The organism is Bacillus sp. FSL K6-0972 (assembly GCF_037976035.1).
Classification (GTDB): domain Bacteria; phylum Bacillota; class Bacilli; order Bacillales; family Bacillaceae; genus Bacillus; species Bacillus haynesii.
Genome location: NZ_CP150260.1, coordinates 1,716,482 through 1,732,843, shown reverse-complemented (window position 1 = coordinate 1,732,843; position 16,362 = coordinate 1,716,482). Strand labels below are relative to the sequence as shown.

At 49.3% G+C, this 16,362-nt stretch carries 15 protein-coding genes; 1 reads left to right on the top strand and 14 read right to left on the bottom strand.

All coding sequences use genetic code 11. From position 1 onward, the window contains the following. Positions 1 to 2 precede the first annotated feature (2 nt). The 11 genes from rlmN to MKX80_RS08760 all read right to left on the bottom strand — a co-directional run bounded on the left by rlmN (position 3) and on the right by MKX80_RS08760 (position 12,432). On the bottom strand, positions 3 to 1,091 hold the full coding sequence (rlmN, locus tag MKX80_RS08810; protein ID WP_154997852.1) for a 23S rRNA (adenine(2503)-C(2))-methyltransferase RlmN: 1,089 nt from the start codon (positions 1,089 to 1,091) through the stop codon (positions 3 to 5). Beyond that, the gene (gene rsmB / locus MKX80_RS08805; RefSeq protein WP_182070699.1) at positions 1,088 to 2,434 is read right to left on the bottom strand and encodes a 16S rRNA (cytosine(967)-C(5))-methyltransferase RsmB; all 1,347 of its coding nucleotides are present in this window, start codon (positions 2,432 to 2,434) and stop codon (positions 1,088 to 1,090) included. The genes rlmN and rsmB overlap by 4 nt, the downstream gene beginning before the upstream one ends. Beyond that, positions 2,424 to 3,374, bottom strand: coding sequence for a methionyl-tRNA formyltransferase (fmt, locus tag MKX80_RS08800; RefSeq protein WP_182070700.1), 951 nt, complete (start codon positions 3,372 to 3,374; stop codon positions 2,424 to 2,426). The genes rsmB and fmt overlap by 11 nt, the downstream gene beginning before the upstream one ends. A 4-nt stretch (positions 3,375 to 3,378) precedes the next feature. Beyond that, positions 3,379 to 3,861: a peptide deformylase gene (gene def, locus MKX80_RS08795; protein WP_009328532.1), complete on the bottom strand. Its 483-nt coding sequence runs from the start codon at positions 3,859 to 3,861 to the stop codon at positions 3,379 to 3,381. 29 nt (positions 3,862 to 3,890) lie between these two features. Continuing rightward, a complete protein-coding gene (gene priA, locus MKX80_RS08790; protein ID WP_154997729.1) occupies positions 3,891 to 6,308 on the bottom strand; it encodes a primosomal protein N' in 2,418 nt (805 codons plus the stop codon). After that, entirely contained in the window at positions 6,305 to 7,522 is a 1,218-nt protein-coding gene (coaBC, locus tag MKX80_RS08785; RefSeq protein WP_154997731.1) for a bifunctional phosphopantothenoylcysteine decarboxylase/phosphopantothenate--cysteine ligase CoaBC, read from the bottom strand. The genes priA and coaBC overlap by 4 nt, the downstream gene beginning before the upstream one ends. An 81-nt stretch (positions 7,523 to 7,603) precedes the next feature. Further along, complete coding sequence (gene rpoZ, locus MKX80_RS08780; RefSeq protein ID WP_154997733.1) at positions 7,604 to 7,804, bottom strand: DNA-directed RNA polymerase subunit omega; 201 nt, start codon at positions 7,802 to 7,804, stop codon at positions 7,604 to 7,606. A gap of 2 nt (positions 7,805 to 7,806) precedes the next feature. Continuing rightward, a complete protein-coding gene (gmk, locus tag MKX80_RS08775) occupies positions 7,807 to 8,421 on the bottom strand; it encodes a guanylate kinase (protein WP_003181659.1) in 615 nt (204 codons plus the stop codon). A gap of 7 nt (positions 8,422 to 8,428) precedes the next feature. After that, positions 8,429 to 8,698, bottom strand: coding sequence for an extracellular matrix/biofilm regulator RemA (remA, locus tag MKX80_RS08770; protein WP_003181657.1), 270 nt, complete (start codon positions 8,696 to 8,698; stop codon positions 8,429 to 8,431). 75 nt (positions 8,699 to 8,773) lie between these two features. Further along, a complete protein-coding gene (locus tag MKX80_RS08765; RefSeq protein ID WP_154997735.1) occupies positions 8,774 to 9,649 on the bottom strand; it encodes a YicC/YloC family endoribonuclease in 876 nt (291 codons plus the stop codon). A 110-nt stretch (positions 9,650 to 9,759) separates the two neighbouring features. Then, positions 9,760 to 12,432, bottom strand: coding sequence for a calcium-translocating P-type ATPase, SERCA-type (locus tag MKX80_RS08760; RefSeq protein WP_154997737.1), 2,673 nt, complete (start codon positions 12,430 to 12,432; stop codon positions 9,760 to 9,762). Positions 12,433 to 12,578: 146 nt separating this feature from the next. Here MKX80_RS08760 and MKX80_RS08755 point away from each other — a divergent pair, with 146 nt between their 5' ends. Next, a complete protein-coding gene (locus tag MKX80_RS08755; protein WP_154997739.1) occupies positions 12,579 to 14,291 on the top strand; it encodes an NFACT RNA binding domain-containing protein in 1,713 nt (570 codons plus the stop codon). Between the two features lie 18 nt (positions 14,292 to 14,309). On the opposite strand, the gene MKX80_RS08750 is transcribed toward MKX80_RS08755, so the two are convergent. Genes MKX80_RS08750 through cobA form a run of 3 tightly spaced genes read right to left on the bottom strand, consistent with a single transcriptional unit; the run spans position 14,310 to position 16,345 of the window. Next, the gene (locus MKX80_RS08750) at positions 14,310 to 14,804 is read right to left on the bottom strand and encodes an NAD(P)-dependent oxidoreductase (RefSeq protein WP_154997854.1); all 495 of its coding nucleotides are present in this window, start codon (positions 14,802 to 14,804) and stop codon (positions 14,310 to 14,312) included. Then, entirely contained in the window at positions 14,785 to 15,570 is a 786-nt protein-coding gene (locus tag MKX80_RS08745) for a sirohydrochlorin chelatase (protein ID WP_154997741.1), read from the bottom strand. The genes MKX80_RS08750 and MKX80_RS08745 overlap by 20 nt, the downstream gene beginning before the upstream one ends. Position 15,571: 1 nt before the next feature. Further along, a complete protein-coding gene (gene cobA / locus MKX80_RS08740; RefSeq protein WP_268315742.1) occupies positions 15,572 to 16,345 on the bottom strand; it encodes a uroporphyrinogen-III C-methyltransferase in 774 nt (257 codons plus the stop codon). Positions 16,346 to 16,362 lie beyond the last annotated feature (17 nt).

Genomic DNA, 16,362 nt, shown 5'->3' with positions numbered 1-16,362 from the left:
ATTCACCTCGTCTCTTCCTGGCGCTCCTTTGCACGAAGCTGTCCGCAGGCAGCGTCAATATCATGGCCTTGCTCTCTTCTGATCGTGACATTTACTCCATGAGACTTTAATGTTTTTTCAAAGGCGAAAATCTGTTCTTTCGGTGTTCTGACATAGTCTCGTTCAGGTACATAGTTGACCGGAATCAAGTTGACGTGGCATTTGATTCCTTTTAGCAATTCAGCCAGCTCTTCCGCGTGTTCAACCTGATCGTTGACACCGCCGAAAAGCCCGTATTCAAACGTAACCCTTCTGCCGGTTTTCTTAATGTAGTAATCGACAGCTTTCATCAGATCCGGCAGCTTGTAGGCTCTGTTGATCGGCATCAGCCGGCTTCTGATCTCAGTGTTCGGCGCGTGCAGAGAAATCGCAAAGTTGATCTGCAGCTTTTCGTCTGCAAACTCATAGATTTTCGGAATGATTCCGCTCGTTGATACGGTAATATGGCGCGCTCCGATATTCAGCCCTTTATCATGGTTGACGATTTTCAGGAACGCAAGCATTTCTTGAAAATTATCGAACGGCTCGCCGATTCCCATAATGACGATTGAGCTGACGCGTTCATCTGTTTCATCAAGCGCCTGCTGCACTTTGACAACCTGGGCGACAATCTCTCCGGCTTCCAGGTTCCGCTTTAAGCCGCCGAGGGTCGACGCGCAAAATGTACAGCCGATCCGGCAGCCCACCTGTGTCGTTACACAAACAGAATTGCCATATTCGTGCCGCATTAATACGGTTTCGATTGTATAGCCGTCATGAAGCTCGAATAAAAACTTCATCGTTCCATCTTGTGAAGTCTGCTTGACGGCCGTTTTCAGCGTCGTTAATACGAAATGCTCGTTCAGCTTTGTCCGCAGCTCTTTTGAAAGGTTTGTCATCTTTTCAAATGACGTGACTCTTTTTTCGTAAAGCCATTCGAATATTTGCGCGGCGCGGAAAGGCTTTTCGCCGTTTTCCGAAAGCCAGCTTTTCAGTTCTTCTATTTCAAAAGAATAGATGGACGGTCTTTCTGCCCGCAATTCTTTTCTCACTTTTTGTTTCGATTCCATTATTGTGATCCCTTCTTTCTCATGCTGCAAATAAAGAAGCCGTCCGTTCCAAAGTAGTGGGGAAGGATTTGAATGCTTCCATCCTTGACATACGGCGCCGCTTTTTCGGGCAGCCGCTCGGCGAGGGTGGGGTCCGCTTCAAATTCGTCGTGTTCTTCCAAAAAAGCATGCATGACTTGTTCATTTTCGGTCGGGTCCATTGTGCATGTGCTGTAGACCAATGTCCCGCCTGTTTTCAATAAAGGTGCGATCTCGTTTAAAATCGCAAGCTGAATCCCGGCGAGACGCGCGCTGTCTTCGGGCGTTTTGCTGTATTTGAGATCCGGTTTTCTGCGGATGACACCGAAGCCCGAGCACGGGGCATCGACGAGAATCCGGTCAAACTGCTCCAGCTCGAAGGCTTCGCCGGCTTTTCTGGCATCCAGCGCCCTTGCTTCAATGTTGGAAAGTCCGATCCGTCCTGCCGCTTCTTTGATCAGCTTTACTTTATGCTGATGAAGGTCCAGGGAGACGACCTTTCCCGTATCTTCGAGCAGTTCGCCGATATGAGTGGATTTTCCTCCCGGAGCTGCGCATGCATCCAGCACCGTTTCTCCCCGTTCAGGACCGAGGGCTCTCGCTACCAGCATCGAGCTTTCATCTTGTATGGTGACTTCGCCTTCTTTGAAAAAAGAAGTGGACGCAATCGTTCCTTTTAGCAGTTTGACAGCGTCTTGGGACAAGTCGCCTTCTTCCGCCTCAATCCCAGCTTCATTCAGGTGGGAAAGAAGCGTATCCCGGTCGTGTTTCAGCCTGTTGACGCGGATCGTCTGCTTCGGCGGGATCATATGAATCCGGCAGATTTGTTCTGCCGCTTCGAACCCGTAGGCATCCGTCCATTCTCTGACAAGCCATTCCGGATGGCTTGTCTCAACTGCTAGGCGTTCAATGGGGTCGGCAATATCGGCAAAAGAAGGTACGCCTTCCCTTTGAACGGAGCGCAGAACTCCGTTAACAAATGAAGAAATTCCTTTATGCCCGCGTTTTTTAGCAATTTCAACAGCTTCAAAAAGAGCGGCCCGGTCAGGGATTTTCTCTAGGTATTCCATCTGGTACAGCGACATTCTCAACAGATGAATGACCCAGTTTTTCACCTTTTCCGGTTTTTTAATAAACGGCTTCAGCATATAATCTAGCGCCAGCTTGTTCTGAAGGGTGCCGTAAACGAGTTCTGTCAAAAGGCCTCTGTCTTTGTCGCTTAAATCGTTCGCTTTCATGACAGACTGAAGCAAAAGATTGCTGTATGCCTGATTCTGGTCAAGCTTAACCAGTGCATCAAGCGCGACTTCTCTCACATTATTTTTCATCGTCATGACCCAATTTCATTCCGGCTTGAAGACCCGATCCCCTGACAAAATCTTCAGCCTTCATTCTTTTTTTGCCGGCAGGCTGCACTTCCGTTAATTTTAACGCGGTGTCATTTCCGGTAGCGACAACAATGCCGTCTTTATCAACGCTGACGATCTCTCCCGGCTCTGCCTGTTTTAAGGTTTCGCATTTTTTCGCAGCCCATACTTTTAGCGTCTGGCCGCTTAAAACAGTGTATGCGACAGGCCAAGGATTCAAGCCCCTGACTTGGTTGTACAGGACTTCGCCGGGCTTCGACCAGTCGATTAGTTCCTGTTCACGCTTAATGTTCGGCGCGTATGTCGCTTCCCGTTCATCCTGTTTTTCCGGGATTACCGAACCGTCAATGACTTTCGGAACCGTTTCGGAAAGAAGCGCCGCTCCGGCCTTGCTCAGCTTATCATGGAGCGTGCCGACATTATCGGTTTCTTCGATGTCAACTTCAACTTTGGCGAGCATATCGCCTGCATCCAATTTTTCGACCATGTACATGATCGTCACGCCCGTTTTCTCTTTGCCTTCCAGAATGGCGTAATGGATCGGGGCTCCTCCGCGAAGCTCCGGCAGAAGAGAGGCATGGACATTGATACAGCCGTATTTCGGATAATCGAGGAGCTTTTTCGGCAGGATCTGTCCGAATGCCGCCGTTACAATTAGATCGGGTTCAAGCGCCAAAATCTTGTCCGTTTCCGCTTCTTCCCTCACTTTCTCAGGCTGGAGCACGGGAATGCCGCGGCGCAGCGCTTCCTCCTTGACAGGCGGCGGAGTCATCACCTTTTTTCTGCCTTTCGGGCGGTCAGGCTGGGTGACGACACCCACCACCTCATAGCCGTCATCAATCAATGTGCTGAGCACCGGGACGGAAAAATCCGGCGTTCCCATAAAAACGATCCTTGTCATCCTATCATCCTTCCATTTCCTCAAGTTCTTCCGCATCATAATAGCGCGTTACTTTTGATGTGAATAAAATACCGTCCAAGTGGTCGATTTCGTGCAGCAGCGCCCGCGCCAAAAAGCCCTCAGCTTCAATCGTAAACGGTTTCCCGCGGCGGTCGAACGCCTTGACCTTTACATAATCCGAACGCTTCACTTCACCGTATAGATCGGGAAAGCTCAAACAGCCTTCAGGACCCGTTTGTTCACCGCTCTCTTCGATGACCTCCGGGTTGACCAGTTCAATTCTTCCCGTGTCATCGCCGATATCGACGACTGCCGCTCTTTTAGAAACGCCGATTTGCGGGGCAGCCAGTCCGACTCCGTCCAGCTCAAGCATCGTATCATACATATTATCGAGTAATTTCTTTAATGATTTATCAAAAGACGCAACGGGTTCGGCAGGGGTTTCAAGAACCTCCGCCGGATACGTTACGATCGGTTTTACTGCCAATCTAGAAGCCCTCCATCACACTGTTATTTTTACATCATCATATATGGATTCATGTCGATCGAAATCGTCAATTGCTTTTGTTCAATGTCGCGTTTGTAATGATCCATAATGTTTTTAAGCAACGATGTAAGCTGGTTTTCCTGTTTGTATTTTATCACGCATTGATAGCGATATCTATCTTTGATCCTGGCGATCGGCGATGCGACAGGGCCGAGAATCTTCGCCTCACTTGAAATGTTCTGTTTTAAATAGTTGGCGATTTTTTCAGTCACGAGTGCCGCCTTCGTCACTTCTTCGTGCGATACGCCGACCAGCGCCAAATAATAATAAGGAGGGTAGGCCTGTTCCCTTCTGTGCAGCATCTCCTGCCGGAAGAATGTTTCATAATCGTGTGTTTTCGTGAGCTGAATGCTGTAATGGGACGGTGTGTACGTCTGAATGATCACCTTGCCCGGCTTTTCGTGGCGCCCAGCTCTTCCGCTCACCTGCGTCATCAGCTGGAACGTTTTTTCAGCGGCTCTGAAATCGGGGATGTGAAGCATCGTATCCGCGCTCAAAACACCGACGAGCGTGACGTTTTCGAAATCGAGCCCTTTGGCGATCATCTGTGTTCCAAGCAGGATATCGGCTTCGCCTCTGCCAAAGGATGTGAGCAGCTTTTCATGCGCTCCTTTTCTTGAGGTTGTATCGACATCCATGCGGATCACCCTTGCAGCCGGCAGAACCTTTGTCAATTCTTCTTCGACCCGCTGCGTGCCTGTACCAAAGTAGCGGATATGCTCGCTTCCGCATTCGGGGCAGCTTGACGGCATACCGGTTTCATAGCCGCAGTAATGACACTTCAGACGCTGTCCATACCTGTGGTACGTCAATGAAATTTCGCAATGAGGACACTGGATGACATATCCGCAGTCTCTGCACATGACAAATGAGGAATATCCCCTTTTGTTTAAAAACAGAACGGCTTGCTCTCCTTTTTCAAGGGTTTCCTCAAGTCCGGCCATTAAGTCTTTGGAAAACATCGAACGGTTTCCGCTGCGCAGTTCCTCTCTCATATCGACGAGAGACACGTCAGGCATGACTTGGTGATTGACGCGGTGCTTGAGAGAAAGAAGTTTGTACACGCCTTTTTTCGCCCTTGCGAACGATTCGAGCGTTGGCGTCGCACTGCCGAGCACGACCGGACACCGGTGGTATTTGGCCCTTTGAATCGCCGCTTCTTTCGCATGGTATCTCGGCATCTCCTCCTGCTTGTACGATGTTTCGTGCTCTTCATCAATAATAATCATGCCGAGATTTTCAAACGGCGCGAAAATCGCCGAGCGCGCCCCGACGACGAGACGGACTTCTTTGCGGTGGATCTTCCGCCATTCATCATATTTTTCTCCTGTTGAAAGCCCGCTGTGCAGTACGGCTACCTGTGAGCCAAAGCGCCCTTTAAAGCGGTTGACCATCTGCGGCGTCAGCGAAATTTCCGGAACGAGGACGATCGCTTCTTTGCCGGCTTCCAGCACCTTTTCGATCGATTGCAGATAGACTTCCGTTTTTCCGCTTCCGGTCACTCCGTGAAGAAGAAACACATCGTGCCGCTTGTCTTCAATCGCATCTGCTATCGCCTCGTAGGCCTGCGCCTGCTCTTCAGTCAACGGAAGCGGTTCGGTTTTTTTGAACATTCTGTCCTGATAAGGATCCCTGTAAACCTCCTCTTCGCTCTCCTTTAACAGACCCTTATCGATCAGCGCTTTTAAGGACGCGGACGAGCCTCCCGTTTTGTCGATCAGATCCTTTGCCGGAACAGCATCGGCTTCTTTGCGATCGATGAAAAACTGAAGGACCGCTTTTTGTTTGACAGCTTGCGGGGAGAGGCCGTCAAGCGCTTCTTTTAAATGTTCTTTCGCGCGAAGAGGGGCGATCATTCTCCGCATTTTTTTATTTGTTTTCTGCTTTACTTTATACGCCACTTCAAGGTTGCCCTCTTGAACCTGGCGCTGAATCAGCTTTAATGTCCCGTGGTCATTTATATCGGAATAAGAAAGCGTTTCTTTTTGTGAGAACAGAGTTTTAAGCGGTTCGGGAAGCGGCTTATCGCCGATCACCTTGATTTCTTTGCCGTATTTTGCTTTCATAGCCGCGGGGAGCATCGCCTGCAAAGCCGTAATTTTAAAAGAAAGTGTTTTTTCTGTCAGCCAGTCTGACAGCTCGAGCAGCTCCTCCGTCAAAACGGGCGTCAGATCAAGGATATCCTCGACATCCTTAACCGAACGGCCGGCGAGCTCCGACGATTCTTTCACACCGGTGACAAATCCCTGGATTTTGCGGGCGCCGAACGGAACAATCACGCGCATTCCTTTTTTAATCATACCTTTGAATTTGTCGGGAATGCGGTAGTCAAAAGGTCTGTCGATATTTTTTGTTGTAACATCGACGATCACTTCAGCAAAATTCATGAGGACGTCCCGCTCCGTCCGGCAAGCTCAGCGGCTTCCTTCAAGACTTCGGCGGCAACCTCCCGTTTTGACATCAGAGGGTGTGCCGTCTTTTTGCCGTCTCGATGAAACACCGTTACGATGTTGGTTTCCGTTCCAAAACCGGCGCCTTCAGCTGTGATATTGTTGGCGACAATCATATCAAGATTTTTTGTCTCCAGCTTTTGTTTGGCATAGTCTTCGACGTGCTGCGTTTCGGCAGCAAAGCCGACCAAGATTTGCTTTGTTTTCCGCTCTCCCAGGGCTTTTAAAATATCCTTCGTGCGCTCAAGCTCAATGACGAGGCCGCCGTCCTTTTTCTTCATTTTTTGATCGTGAACATGCTTTGGCCTGTAATCAGCGACAGCTGCTGTTTTAATGACGATGTCGCTCTTATCGAAAACGGATAGTGCCGCTTGATACATATCTTCTGCAGACTGAACATGAATAACGTCAACTCCTGCGGGATCATCAAGCGCTGTCGGGCCGGCAATCAGCGTCACGCGCGCTCCCATTCTTGCTGCTTCCTCAGCAAAAGCATAGCCCATTTTCCCTGTCGAACGGTTGGAGAAAAAGCGGACGGGATCGATTTGTTCTCTTGTCGGGCCCGCTGTAATTAAGACACGCTTTCCTTCAAGCAAACCGCTTTTTTCGTTTGAAAAATACGACTCGGCCAACTGGACGATCCGCTCAGGCTCTTCAAGTCTGCCTTTGCCGATATAGCCGCACGCAAGGTAGCCTTCACTCGGCTCGATAAACCGGTAGCCGTCTTTGTAAAGAACGCTAATGTTCCGCTGAACAGCCGGGTGGTCGTACATATGGACATTCATCGCCGGAGCGATCCATACGGGGGCTGTTGTCGCCAAAAGCGTCGTCGTCAGCATGTCGTCGGCAATGCCTGAAGCAAGTTTTCCGATCACATTGGCCGTTGCCGGAGCAACGATCACCAAATCCGCCCAATCTGCGGCATCGATATGGGCGATGACACGGGGATTCGGTTCTTCGAACGTATTGGTATATACTTCATTGCGCGAAAGCGCTTGAAAGGTGAGCGGAGATACAAATTCACAGGCGGATTTTGTCATGATGACTTTCACATTGGCTCCTGCCTGTACGAGCTTGCTCGTCAAGGCGGCCGCTTTGTATACCGCGATTCCTCCGCTTACTCCCAGCAGGATGTTGCGATTTTTCAGCATCGTTTTTCTCCCCCTTATGTTCTGTTCGCCGGCCCTGAAAAAAATAACAACCTAGTGTATAGGTTGCTATTTTTAAGGCTATTAGCGATTTTCCTTTTCGAATGTAAGCAGTCCGGCATCGATTTCTTCCAGTGCTTTGCCAACATATTTATGCGACTTCGGATTTTCGATCTGCTGATCTTTGTTAATCTGCATTTCGCGCGCACGTCGTGCCGATACGGTAACGAGCGTGTATTTTGAATCCAGTTTATTCATTAAAGAGTCAATTGACGGATCTAGCATAATTATTCAACCTCCAGCATTTTCTTATATCTTGGAGCAACGCGGTCGCGCCGTAAATGTTCGGCGAGAACGATTGCTTTGATTCTTTCGCATGCAAGCTCAATGCTGTCATTTTCGACAACATAGTCATACGCGTCCATCAGTTCGATTTCTTCCTTCGCCGCTTTCATCCGGTTCTCGATCAGGGCTTCTGTTTCTGTCCCTCTTGTGACAATCCGGTTTTTCAATTCGGCAAGGCTCGGAGGCGCCAAAAAGATAAACAAGCCTTCTGGAAATGCCTTTCTGACTTGCAGCGCACCCTGGACTTCGATTTCGAGAAAAACGTCTCTTCCACTTTCAAGGGTCTGTTCGACGTAGTCAACGGGTGTTCCGTAATAGTTGCCGACATATTCGGCCCATTCGAGCAGCTTGTTGTTCTCGATCATCTCTTCGAACTCTTCGCGCGTCTTAAAAAAGTAGTCGACGCCGTCTCTTTCGCCTTGCCGCGGTTTTCTTGTCGTCACCGAAATTGAATATTCAAATTTTGTGTCCTCCTGAGCAAACAGCGCCTGCCTGACTGTCCCTTTTCCGACGCCTGAAGGGCCGGAGAGAACGATTAATAAACCTCTTTCTTTCATAAAGCTCTTATCCCTGCCCTTCATCCATAATTTCTTCTTTAACGGAAAGCCTTTGTGCTACTGTCTCAGGCTGGACGGCAGATAAGATGATATGGTCACTGTCCATAATGACAACCGCACGGGTTCTTCTTCCATATGTAGCATCTATAAGCATGCCGCGGTCTCTGGCATCCTGGATCATCCGCTTAATAGGCGCGGACTCCGGACTCACAATCGAGATCAGCCGATTGGCGGATATGATATTTCCAAAGCCGATATTGATCAGTTTAATCGTCATCCTATACGTTCCCCCTGTACTTGGACGTCTCTAGTTTAACCTGCAGAGAACATCCGTAAACAATACGCACAATCGCTATTCTATATTTTGCACTTGTTCTTTTATTTTTTCAATAGAGCTTTTCATTTCGACCACATGTTTTGTGATCTGGTGATCATTCGCTTTTGAACCGATCGTGTTCGCTTCACGGTTGAGCTCCTGGACGAGGAAATCGAGCTTTCTCCCCGCGGCCCCGCCCGCTTCGCATATATCGCGGAACTGGCGGAAATGGCTTTTCAGCCTCGTCACTTCTTCCGTGATATCCGAACGGTCTGCAAACAGTGCGACTTCCGTCAACAGACGGCTTTCATCGAGACCGTCTGTTGACCATTCTTCAAGCCGTGCCTCAAGGCGTTCCCGATAGTGCTCGACGACCTTGGGAGCAAGCTCTGCGATGTCGTCTGTCAACTTTTCAAGCCTTTCAATATGCTGAAGGCAGTCATCCTTCAGTCTCAGCCCTTCTGCTTCACGCATGCTGCACAATTCAATAACGGCAGCCTCAACCGCATCAAGAAGGACCTCTTCAAGCTTGTCATTTTGAATCGGCTCTTCTTCGACTTGGATGACATGCTCAAACTGAAAGGCGTCTTGAAGCGTGATCTCTCCAGAAAGCCGGCAGCGGTCTTTCATTTCGCGCGCCGCTTTCTGGTACTCTTCAAGCAGCGGCCAGTCAACCTGGATTTTCCGGGTGACCAAAGCCTCGTCGTCAACGGACACGAACAGCTCGAGGCGCCCCCTTTGTATATGGTTAAAAATCGTTTGCTTTATTTTGTCTTCTAAATAGAGCAAAGGTCTTGGCATGCGTGCATTTACTTCTTTAAACCGATAGTTGACAGATTTCAGCTCAACAGCTGCTGTCAGCCCATCCTTCGTTTTGCTCGCGCTGCCGAAACCGGTCATACTCCGTATCATAAAACACACCCAATTCCGTATAAGTGAAAAAGACTTTCTTTGATTTAAATTTACGCAAGATGAAAAGGCAATAGAAACCTCTATTACCTTTAAGATTATATCATACAAGCCTATTTTTTTCTTGTCAAAAGTGACCCGGCCAATAAAAAAGTTGGAATCGCCGACATTCCGACAATCAGGAGCCAGTCTGCCATTAAAATCGGAACCGTATGGAAAATCGGCTGCAGCGGCGGATAATAAATAACGACAAGCATCAAAAGAATCGAAGACAATACTGCGCCGAGCAAATATATGTTTTCAAACGGATTGCGGTCAAAGATGGACCGCTCGCTCCGGCAGTCGAACACGTGGATCAACTGCGCAAGGACAAGCGTTGCAAAAGCGACCGTCTGTGCATACTCAAGCGCTTCTGGATTGCGATTGTAAATGAACATAAACGCCCCGAGTGTGGCGATTCCGATTAAAAAGCCGCGCGATACGACCTTCCAGCCGAGCCCCCTTGCAAACACGCCTTCTTTCGGACTCCGTGGCTTCCTCTGCATCACATCGTCTTCAGGCTGATCCATGCCGAGCGCCATGGCAGGCAGGCCGTCTGTCACAAGGTTGACCCAAAGAATCTGTATCGGGACAAGCGGCAGCGGCAGAGCGAGCAGCATTGCAAACAGCATGACCAAAATTTCGCCGACATTGGATGCGAGCAAGTATCTGATGAACTTTCTAATATTTTCATAGATATTGCGCCCTTCCTTGATGGCCGATTTAATCGTTGCAAAATTATCATCGACAAGGATGAGCGACGACGCCTCCTTGGCGACATCCGTTCCCGTAATCCCCATCGATATGCCGATATCCGCCTGTTTAATCGCAGGGGCATCATTGACTCCGTCTCCTGTCATGGCGACGATGTGGCCGTTTTCCTGGTAGGCGGTCACGATCTTCAGCTTATGTTCGGGCGACACCCTTGCAAACACGTAAACATCGTCAACAACTTCCACCAATTCTTCCTGCGAGAGTTCGTTCAGCATCTGGCCGTCCATGACCTTTCCGCGCGGAGGCAATAATCCGAGATCTTTTGCGATCGCCGTTGCCGTTATCACATGGTCGCCGGTGATCATGACCGTTTTGATCCCCGCTTCCCGGCATTCTTTAATCGCTGTTTTCACTTCGGGCCGCGGCGGATCGATCATCCCTAACAGCCCAATAAAAGTTAAGCCTGACTCCGCTTTTTCAAACGAGGGATTTTCTGTTTCTTTGATCGGTTTATACGCGACAGCAATCGTTCTCAGCGCTTGGGACGCAAGTGTTTCCAGCGCCGCGCTTGTTTCGGCGAGCCTTTCCTTTGTGAAGATTTCGCGCTTTTCTTCTGTCAGCGTATGCGACGAACGCTTCATCAATACATCCGGCGCGCCCTTTGTAATGACAAAGCGCTTGCCGCTCTTGTCTTCCACAATGACAGACATCATTTTCCGCGTCGAATCAAACGGAAACTCCTCGATGATTTTAAAATGTTCGTCAACATATCTGTCCGTAAAACCTGCTTTTCGAGCCGCCGTCAGCAAAGCGCCTTCAGTAGGATCGCCGTCAAGACGAAACTCCCCGTCTTTTTCGATAATCGAAGATGAGTTGCATAATGCGCCGAACAATAGTACCTGTTGGAGCGGTTTATGGTGCTTGGCTTGGACGTCGCGCCCGTTCATGCTGAAAGAGCCTTCGGGTTCGTAGCCGATCCCTGACACGTTCCACGTTTTCCCGCCTGACCAGACATGGGTGACCGTCATTTTGTTCTGCGTCATCGTCCCGGTTTTATCAGAGCAAATAATGGACGCGCAGCCAAGTGTCTCAACCGCGGGGAGCTTTCTGACGATCGACTTTTGCCTGATCATCCGCTGTACGCCGAGAGACAGAGCGACCGTGACAATGGCCGGCAGCCCTTCAGGTATGGCAGCGACGGCAAGGGAAACTCCCGCTAAAAACATGCTGTATAGATCATGTCCCTGGATGACGCCGGCAGCAACGACAAGCAGCGTCAGGAACAAAGCGGCGACAATCAAAATTTTGCCGAGCTCTTCAAGCCTTCTTTGCAGCGGGGTCGCCGTATTCCCGGCAGATTCAAGCATATCGGCAATTTTCCCCATCGCAGAGTTCATTCCCGTGCCGATGACGACACCGGTGCCGCTCCCCCTTGTGACAAGCGTTCCCATGAAAGCCATATTCTTCAGATCACCCAGCGATACATCGGACGCCTGAAAAGCTTCTGCCTGTTTAGACACGGGGAGCGATTCACCCGTAAGGGCCGATTCTTCTATTTCAAGGCTCTTTGTCTCGATAAGCCTGAGATCGGCGCCGATTCTGTCTCCGCTTGCAAAACGGACAACATCTCCCGGAACAAGCTCTTTGGAAGGGAGCTTCACCCAGTCTCCCTCCCGGAGCACAGCCACTTGAGGAGCTGACAGTTCTTTCAAAGCCTCGAGCGATCTTTCCGCCCGCCTCTCCTGAAAGAATCCGAGAATGCCGTTTACAAAGATGATCGCGATGATCGCGATGGCGTCAATATATTCGCCGAGAAAACCCGAAATCAACGTGGCCGCAAGCAAAACAAGAACCATGAAATCCTTGAATTGAGAAAAAAACAATGCGACCGCCGATGTTTTTTCCCCTTCCTGAAGTTCGTTTGTTCCGTGTCTTTCCAGCCGCTTTTCGGCCTCTTTTTCTGTTAAACCTTTGTCGATGGACGTTTTTGTTATATTTAACAATTCGGTTTGTCCCATCTCGTGCCATTTCATTGAATCGTCCACTCCTCCTGCCCTAAAGGTTGCTTTTTGTATATCCATCTCTATAAGTCAATTTATTCAGACTCGTCCCAAATCATGCTATAATTATTGAATGGACGCTTTACGAAGAGGATTAACGAGAAAAGGGAGTTTTTCATATGTCTTTTGACGGCATTTTTACATACGGAATGATCGATGAATTAAATGAGACGATTCGAGGCGGACGGATCGCAAAAATCCACCAGCCGTTTAAGCACGAGCTCGTGTTTCATATCAGAGCGAACGGGCAGAACCGCAAATTGCTGCTCTCTGCCCACCCGAGTTATGCGCGGGTTCACCTGACAAACGAAACCTATGGCAACCCGAGCACCCCTCCGATGTTCTGCATGCTCCTCCGCAAACATCTGGAAGGCGGCTTTATCGACCAAGTCGAGCAAATCGGCATGGACAGAATGATGGTCTTTCATATCAGGAGCCGGAACGAAATCGGCGACACGCTGACAAGAAAGCTGATGGTCGAAATCATGGGAAGGCACAGCAACATCGTGTTAACCGACGGAGAAAAAGACGTCATCATCGACAGTTTGAAACATCTGTCACCTTCGGTGAACAGCTACCGCACCGTGCTCCCGGGATACGATTACATTCTCCCTCCCGCACAGAACAAATTGTCCCCGCTGGAAGCGGAGACTGAAGATATTCTTCGCCATCTTAATTTCCAGGAAGGCAAACTGGACAGGCAGATCGTCGATACCTTTTCCGGCGTCTCGCCTCTGTTTGCGAAAGAAGCCGTCTTTCGTGCGGGCCTTGCCAACAGGGCGACACTGCCAAGCGTCTTGACGGGGATGTTCAGCGAAATCAAAAACCGGCGTTTTCAGCCCCAGCTTGTCACGACAGAAGATGGAAAAGAATATTTTTACCTTCTTGAGCTGACCCATATAAAAGGCGATAACAGACCCTTTCATACGCTGAGCGAACTTCTTGACCGCTACTATTTCGGAAAAGCAGAGCGGGACCGCGTCAAACAGCAGGCTCATGATTTAGAGCGTTTCGCGGCAAACGAAAAGAAAAAAAACGAAAACAAAATCAAAAAGCTGCAAAAAACGCTTGAGCAGTCCGAACACGCGAAAGATTATCAACTGTACGGAGAGCTGTTGACCGCGAACCTGTACCAGCTGAAAAAAGGAGACAAAGAAGCGAAAGTCATCAACTACTATGATGAAAACGGCAGAGAAATCACGATTCCGCTCAATCCGAATAAAACGCCTTCTGAAAACGCACAAAGCTATTTTACAAAATATCAAAAAGCAAAAAATTCGGTGGACGTCGTGAAGGAGCAGATCAGATTGGCAGAAGAGGAAATCGCTTATTTCGACCAGCTGATTCAGCAGCTTTCGTCTGCCTCTCCGAAAGATATAACCGAAATCCGCGAAGAGCTCGCCGAAGGAAAGTATTTGCGTGCCAAACAGCAAGGGGGCCAGAAAAAACAGAAAAAACAGGCGCCGACGCTCGAAGCATACGAATCCAGCGCAGGAGAAACGATTCTCGTCGGCAAAAACAACAAGCAGAACGAATATTTGACGATGAAGCTTGCCGCCCGCGACCACATCTGGCTTCACACGAAAGATATTCCGGGATCGCACGTCGTCATCCAATCGAGCGATCCGGACGAGCAAACCATTCTTGAAGCGGCGCAGATCGCTGCATATTACAGCAAAGCGAAAAACTCCGCTTCGGTTCCTGTCGACTATACAAAAATACGCCACGTCAAAAAACCGAATGGCGCCAAACCCGGGTTTGTCACCTACGACAGCCAGCAAACCGTTTTTGTAACACCTGATGAAGACTTGGTCATCAAGCTGAAAAAATAATGCCAAAAGGCCTGAACCTCAAGGGTTCAGGCCTCTTCTTTTACGGAGAAGCTCGTCGATCTCTTGGACGAGCTCATCATCGATCAAATCATCGATCTGTCCGGCCAGCTTGATCGTGTGACGCGGGCTTGCTCCGTTTGTCGAGACGGATATGGTTATGTTTCCTCTGTTGATTATTTTCGGAACATATACATTTCCAAGCTCTGCTTCACTCGCAACATTGACGAGCTGATCAGGAGCGGCTGATGCGGCGATTCGCCTGTTCGCCTCGTGGTCATCGGTCGCGAGAATGATTAGAAATGCATCTTTGAAATCACCGGGTTCCGCTTTTTTCTTCTTCCATTCGATGCCGTGCTCTTCGATCAATCCGAGCATCTCTTCTGATGCTTCAGGACTGATGACGGTTGCGGATGCCCCTTCTGCCAGCACCGTTTTCAGCCGCCGTGCTGCAATCTTCCCCCCGCCTGCAATGACCGCGGCTTTGCCTTTCATGTTAATGTGAAGCGGCAGCATCTGATGCTCCTCTAAAATCAAAGCGGCCGGCTTTGTTGACAACCGCTTCCTCAACGCGGTGCAAAAAGGCGTTTTTCACATGGGGGTGGAAGCCGAGGTAATCCGTCAGCACGACATCCGGATTGGTTTCTTTCAGCTTTGCGGTTTCCCTTTCAATCTCGTTCATCAGCATACCGGTAAACAGCAGATACGGCACGATGAATGCCGTTTTTCCGTCCCGTTCTTTAAGCTGTTTAAACACATCAAGGTAGTGCGGTTCACAGGCTGTCATAAAGCAGGGAATGACCTCGTCAACGGGTGTGAGCTCTCTCAGCCGCTCGCAAATGTCATAGACATCCCGTTTGACATCCGGATCAGAGCTTCCCCTTCCGATCAAGACGACTCTTGCATGTTCATATGGCGTCCCCGTTTCTTCGATCCTTGTAAAAACCGCTTTGACGACTTCCTGATCGACGCCGATCGGCTTTCCGTAAGTGACGCTGACGGAAGGATATTGCGAGGAAGCACGGGCAAGCTCTTCAGGGATGTCCCTTTTGGCATGTGCGGCTGTCAATAGAAGAAGCGGCACGGCCGCGATATGCGTCGCCCCTTTTTCCACACACGCTTTAAAGCCGGTTTCGATATCCGGTGCTACAAGTTCCAAAAAAGAAATTTCCTGAATGGGGGCGGACATGTTTTCTTTGCAGCTCTCCAAAAAAGCGGCTGCTTCTGTTTGGGCTCTTTTCAGACGGCTTCCGTGGCCGATATATAAAATCGCTTGTTTCATATTAAAGTGCCTCGCTTAATGCCGGATCTTTCATCTCGGGTTCAAACCAGCTTAACTGTGAGCTGAATTGAACGACATCCCCGATGACAATCAGGCTCGGGTTTTCAATCTTTTCGCTTTCGACTGTACCGGCAAGCGTTTCAACCGTGCAAAGCACTGTTTTTTGTTTGTCCGTCGTTCCCCAATGGATGAAAGCGGCAGGCGTTGACGGATCTCTGCCGTTTTCGATCAGAAGCCTTTCAATTTGCTTCACGTTTTTAATCCCCATATAAATGACAAGCGTATCGATCCCAGTGGCTAACGCTTTCCACTTCTCTTCAATACTTTCTTCTTTTTGATAATGGCCTGTCACGAAAGCGACGTTTGAACTCGCTTCCCGGTGTGTCACCGGAATGCCTGCATAAGCAGCAGCGGCAATTCCTGAGGTGATTCCCGGCACGATTTCAAAAGCAACCCCGTGTTCAGCGAGGGTTTGCGCTTCCTCGCCGCCTCTGCCGAATACGAAAGGATCGCCGCCTTTCAGTCTGACAACGGTTTTCCCTTTTTTCGCATACTTGACGAGAAAATGATTGATCGTTTCCTGCTTCATCATGTGGTAGTCCGGAAGCTTTCCGCAGTAGATGAGATCCGCTCCCTCCTTGGCATGCTGTAAAATCTGTTTATTCACAAGCCTGTCATACAAAATGACATCGGCTGTCTGGATGGCTTTTAAAGCTTTGATCGTCAGTAAATCGGGGTCTCCAGGACCTGCCCCAACGATATATACTTTCCCCATCTTAGATCTCCCCCCGA

What these genes read in the sequence shown, in the direction of transcription:
- MKX80_RS08765 (WP_154997735.1), bottom strand. Translation starts at nt 9,649, where the DNA reads ATGATACGGAGTATGACCGGTTTCGGCAGCGCGAGCAAAACGAAGGAT.
- MKX80_RS08760 (WP_154997737.1), bottom strand. Translation starts at nt 12,432, where the DNA reads ATGAAATGGCACGAGATGGGACAAACCGAATTGTTAAATATAACAAAA.
- coaBC (WP_154997731.1), bottom strand. Translation starts at nt 7,522, where the DNA reads ATGCTGAAAAATCGCAACATCCTGCTGGGAGTAAGCGGAGGAATCGCG.
- rsmB (WP_182070699.1), bottom strand. Translation starts at nt 2,434, where the DNA reads ATGAAAAATAATGTGAGAGAAGTCGCGCTTGATGCACTGGTTAAGCTT.
- rpoZ (WP_154997733.1), bottom strand. Translation starts at nt 7,804, where the DNA reads ATGCTAGATCCGTCAATTGACTCTTTAATGAATAAACTGGATTCAAAA.
- MKX80_RS08755 (WP_154997739.1), top strand. Translation starts at nt 12,579, where the DNA reads ATGTCTTTTGACGGCATTTTTACATACGGAATGATCGATGAATTAAAT.
- cobA (WP_268315742.1), bottom strand. Translation starts at nt 16,345, where the DNA reads ATGGGGAAAGTATATATCGTTGGGGCAGGTCCTGGAGACCCCGATTTA.
- remA (WP_003181657.1), bottom strand. Translation starts at nt 8,698, where the DNA reads ATGACGATTAAACTGATCAATATCGGCTTTGGAAATATCATATCCGCC.
- MKX80_RS08745 (WP_154997741.1), bottom strand. Translation starts at nt 15,570, where the DNA reads ATGAAACAAGCGATTTTATATATCGGCCACGGAAGCCGTCTGAAAAGA.
- fmt (WP_182070700.1), bottom strand. Translation starts at nt 3,374, where the DNA reads ATGACAAGGATCGTTTTTATGGGAACGCCGGATTTTTCCGTCCCGGTG.
- MKX80_RS08750 (WP_154997854.1), bottom strand. Translation starts at nt 14,804, where the DNA reads ATGCTGCCGCTTCACATTAACATGAAAGGCAAAGCCGCGGTCATTGCA.
- priA (WP_154997729.1), bottom strand. Translation starts at nt 6,308, where the DNA reads ATGAATTTTGCTGAAGTGATCGTCGATGTTACAACAAAAAATATCGAC.
- gmk (WP_003181659.1), bottom strand. Translation starts at nt 8,421, where the DNA reads ATGAAAGAAAGAGGTTTATTAATCGTTCTCTCCGGCCCTTCAGGCGTC.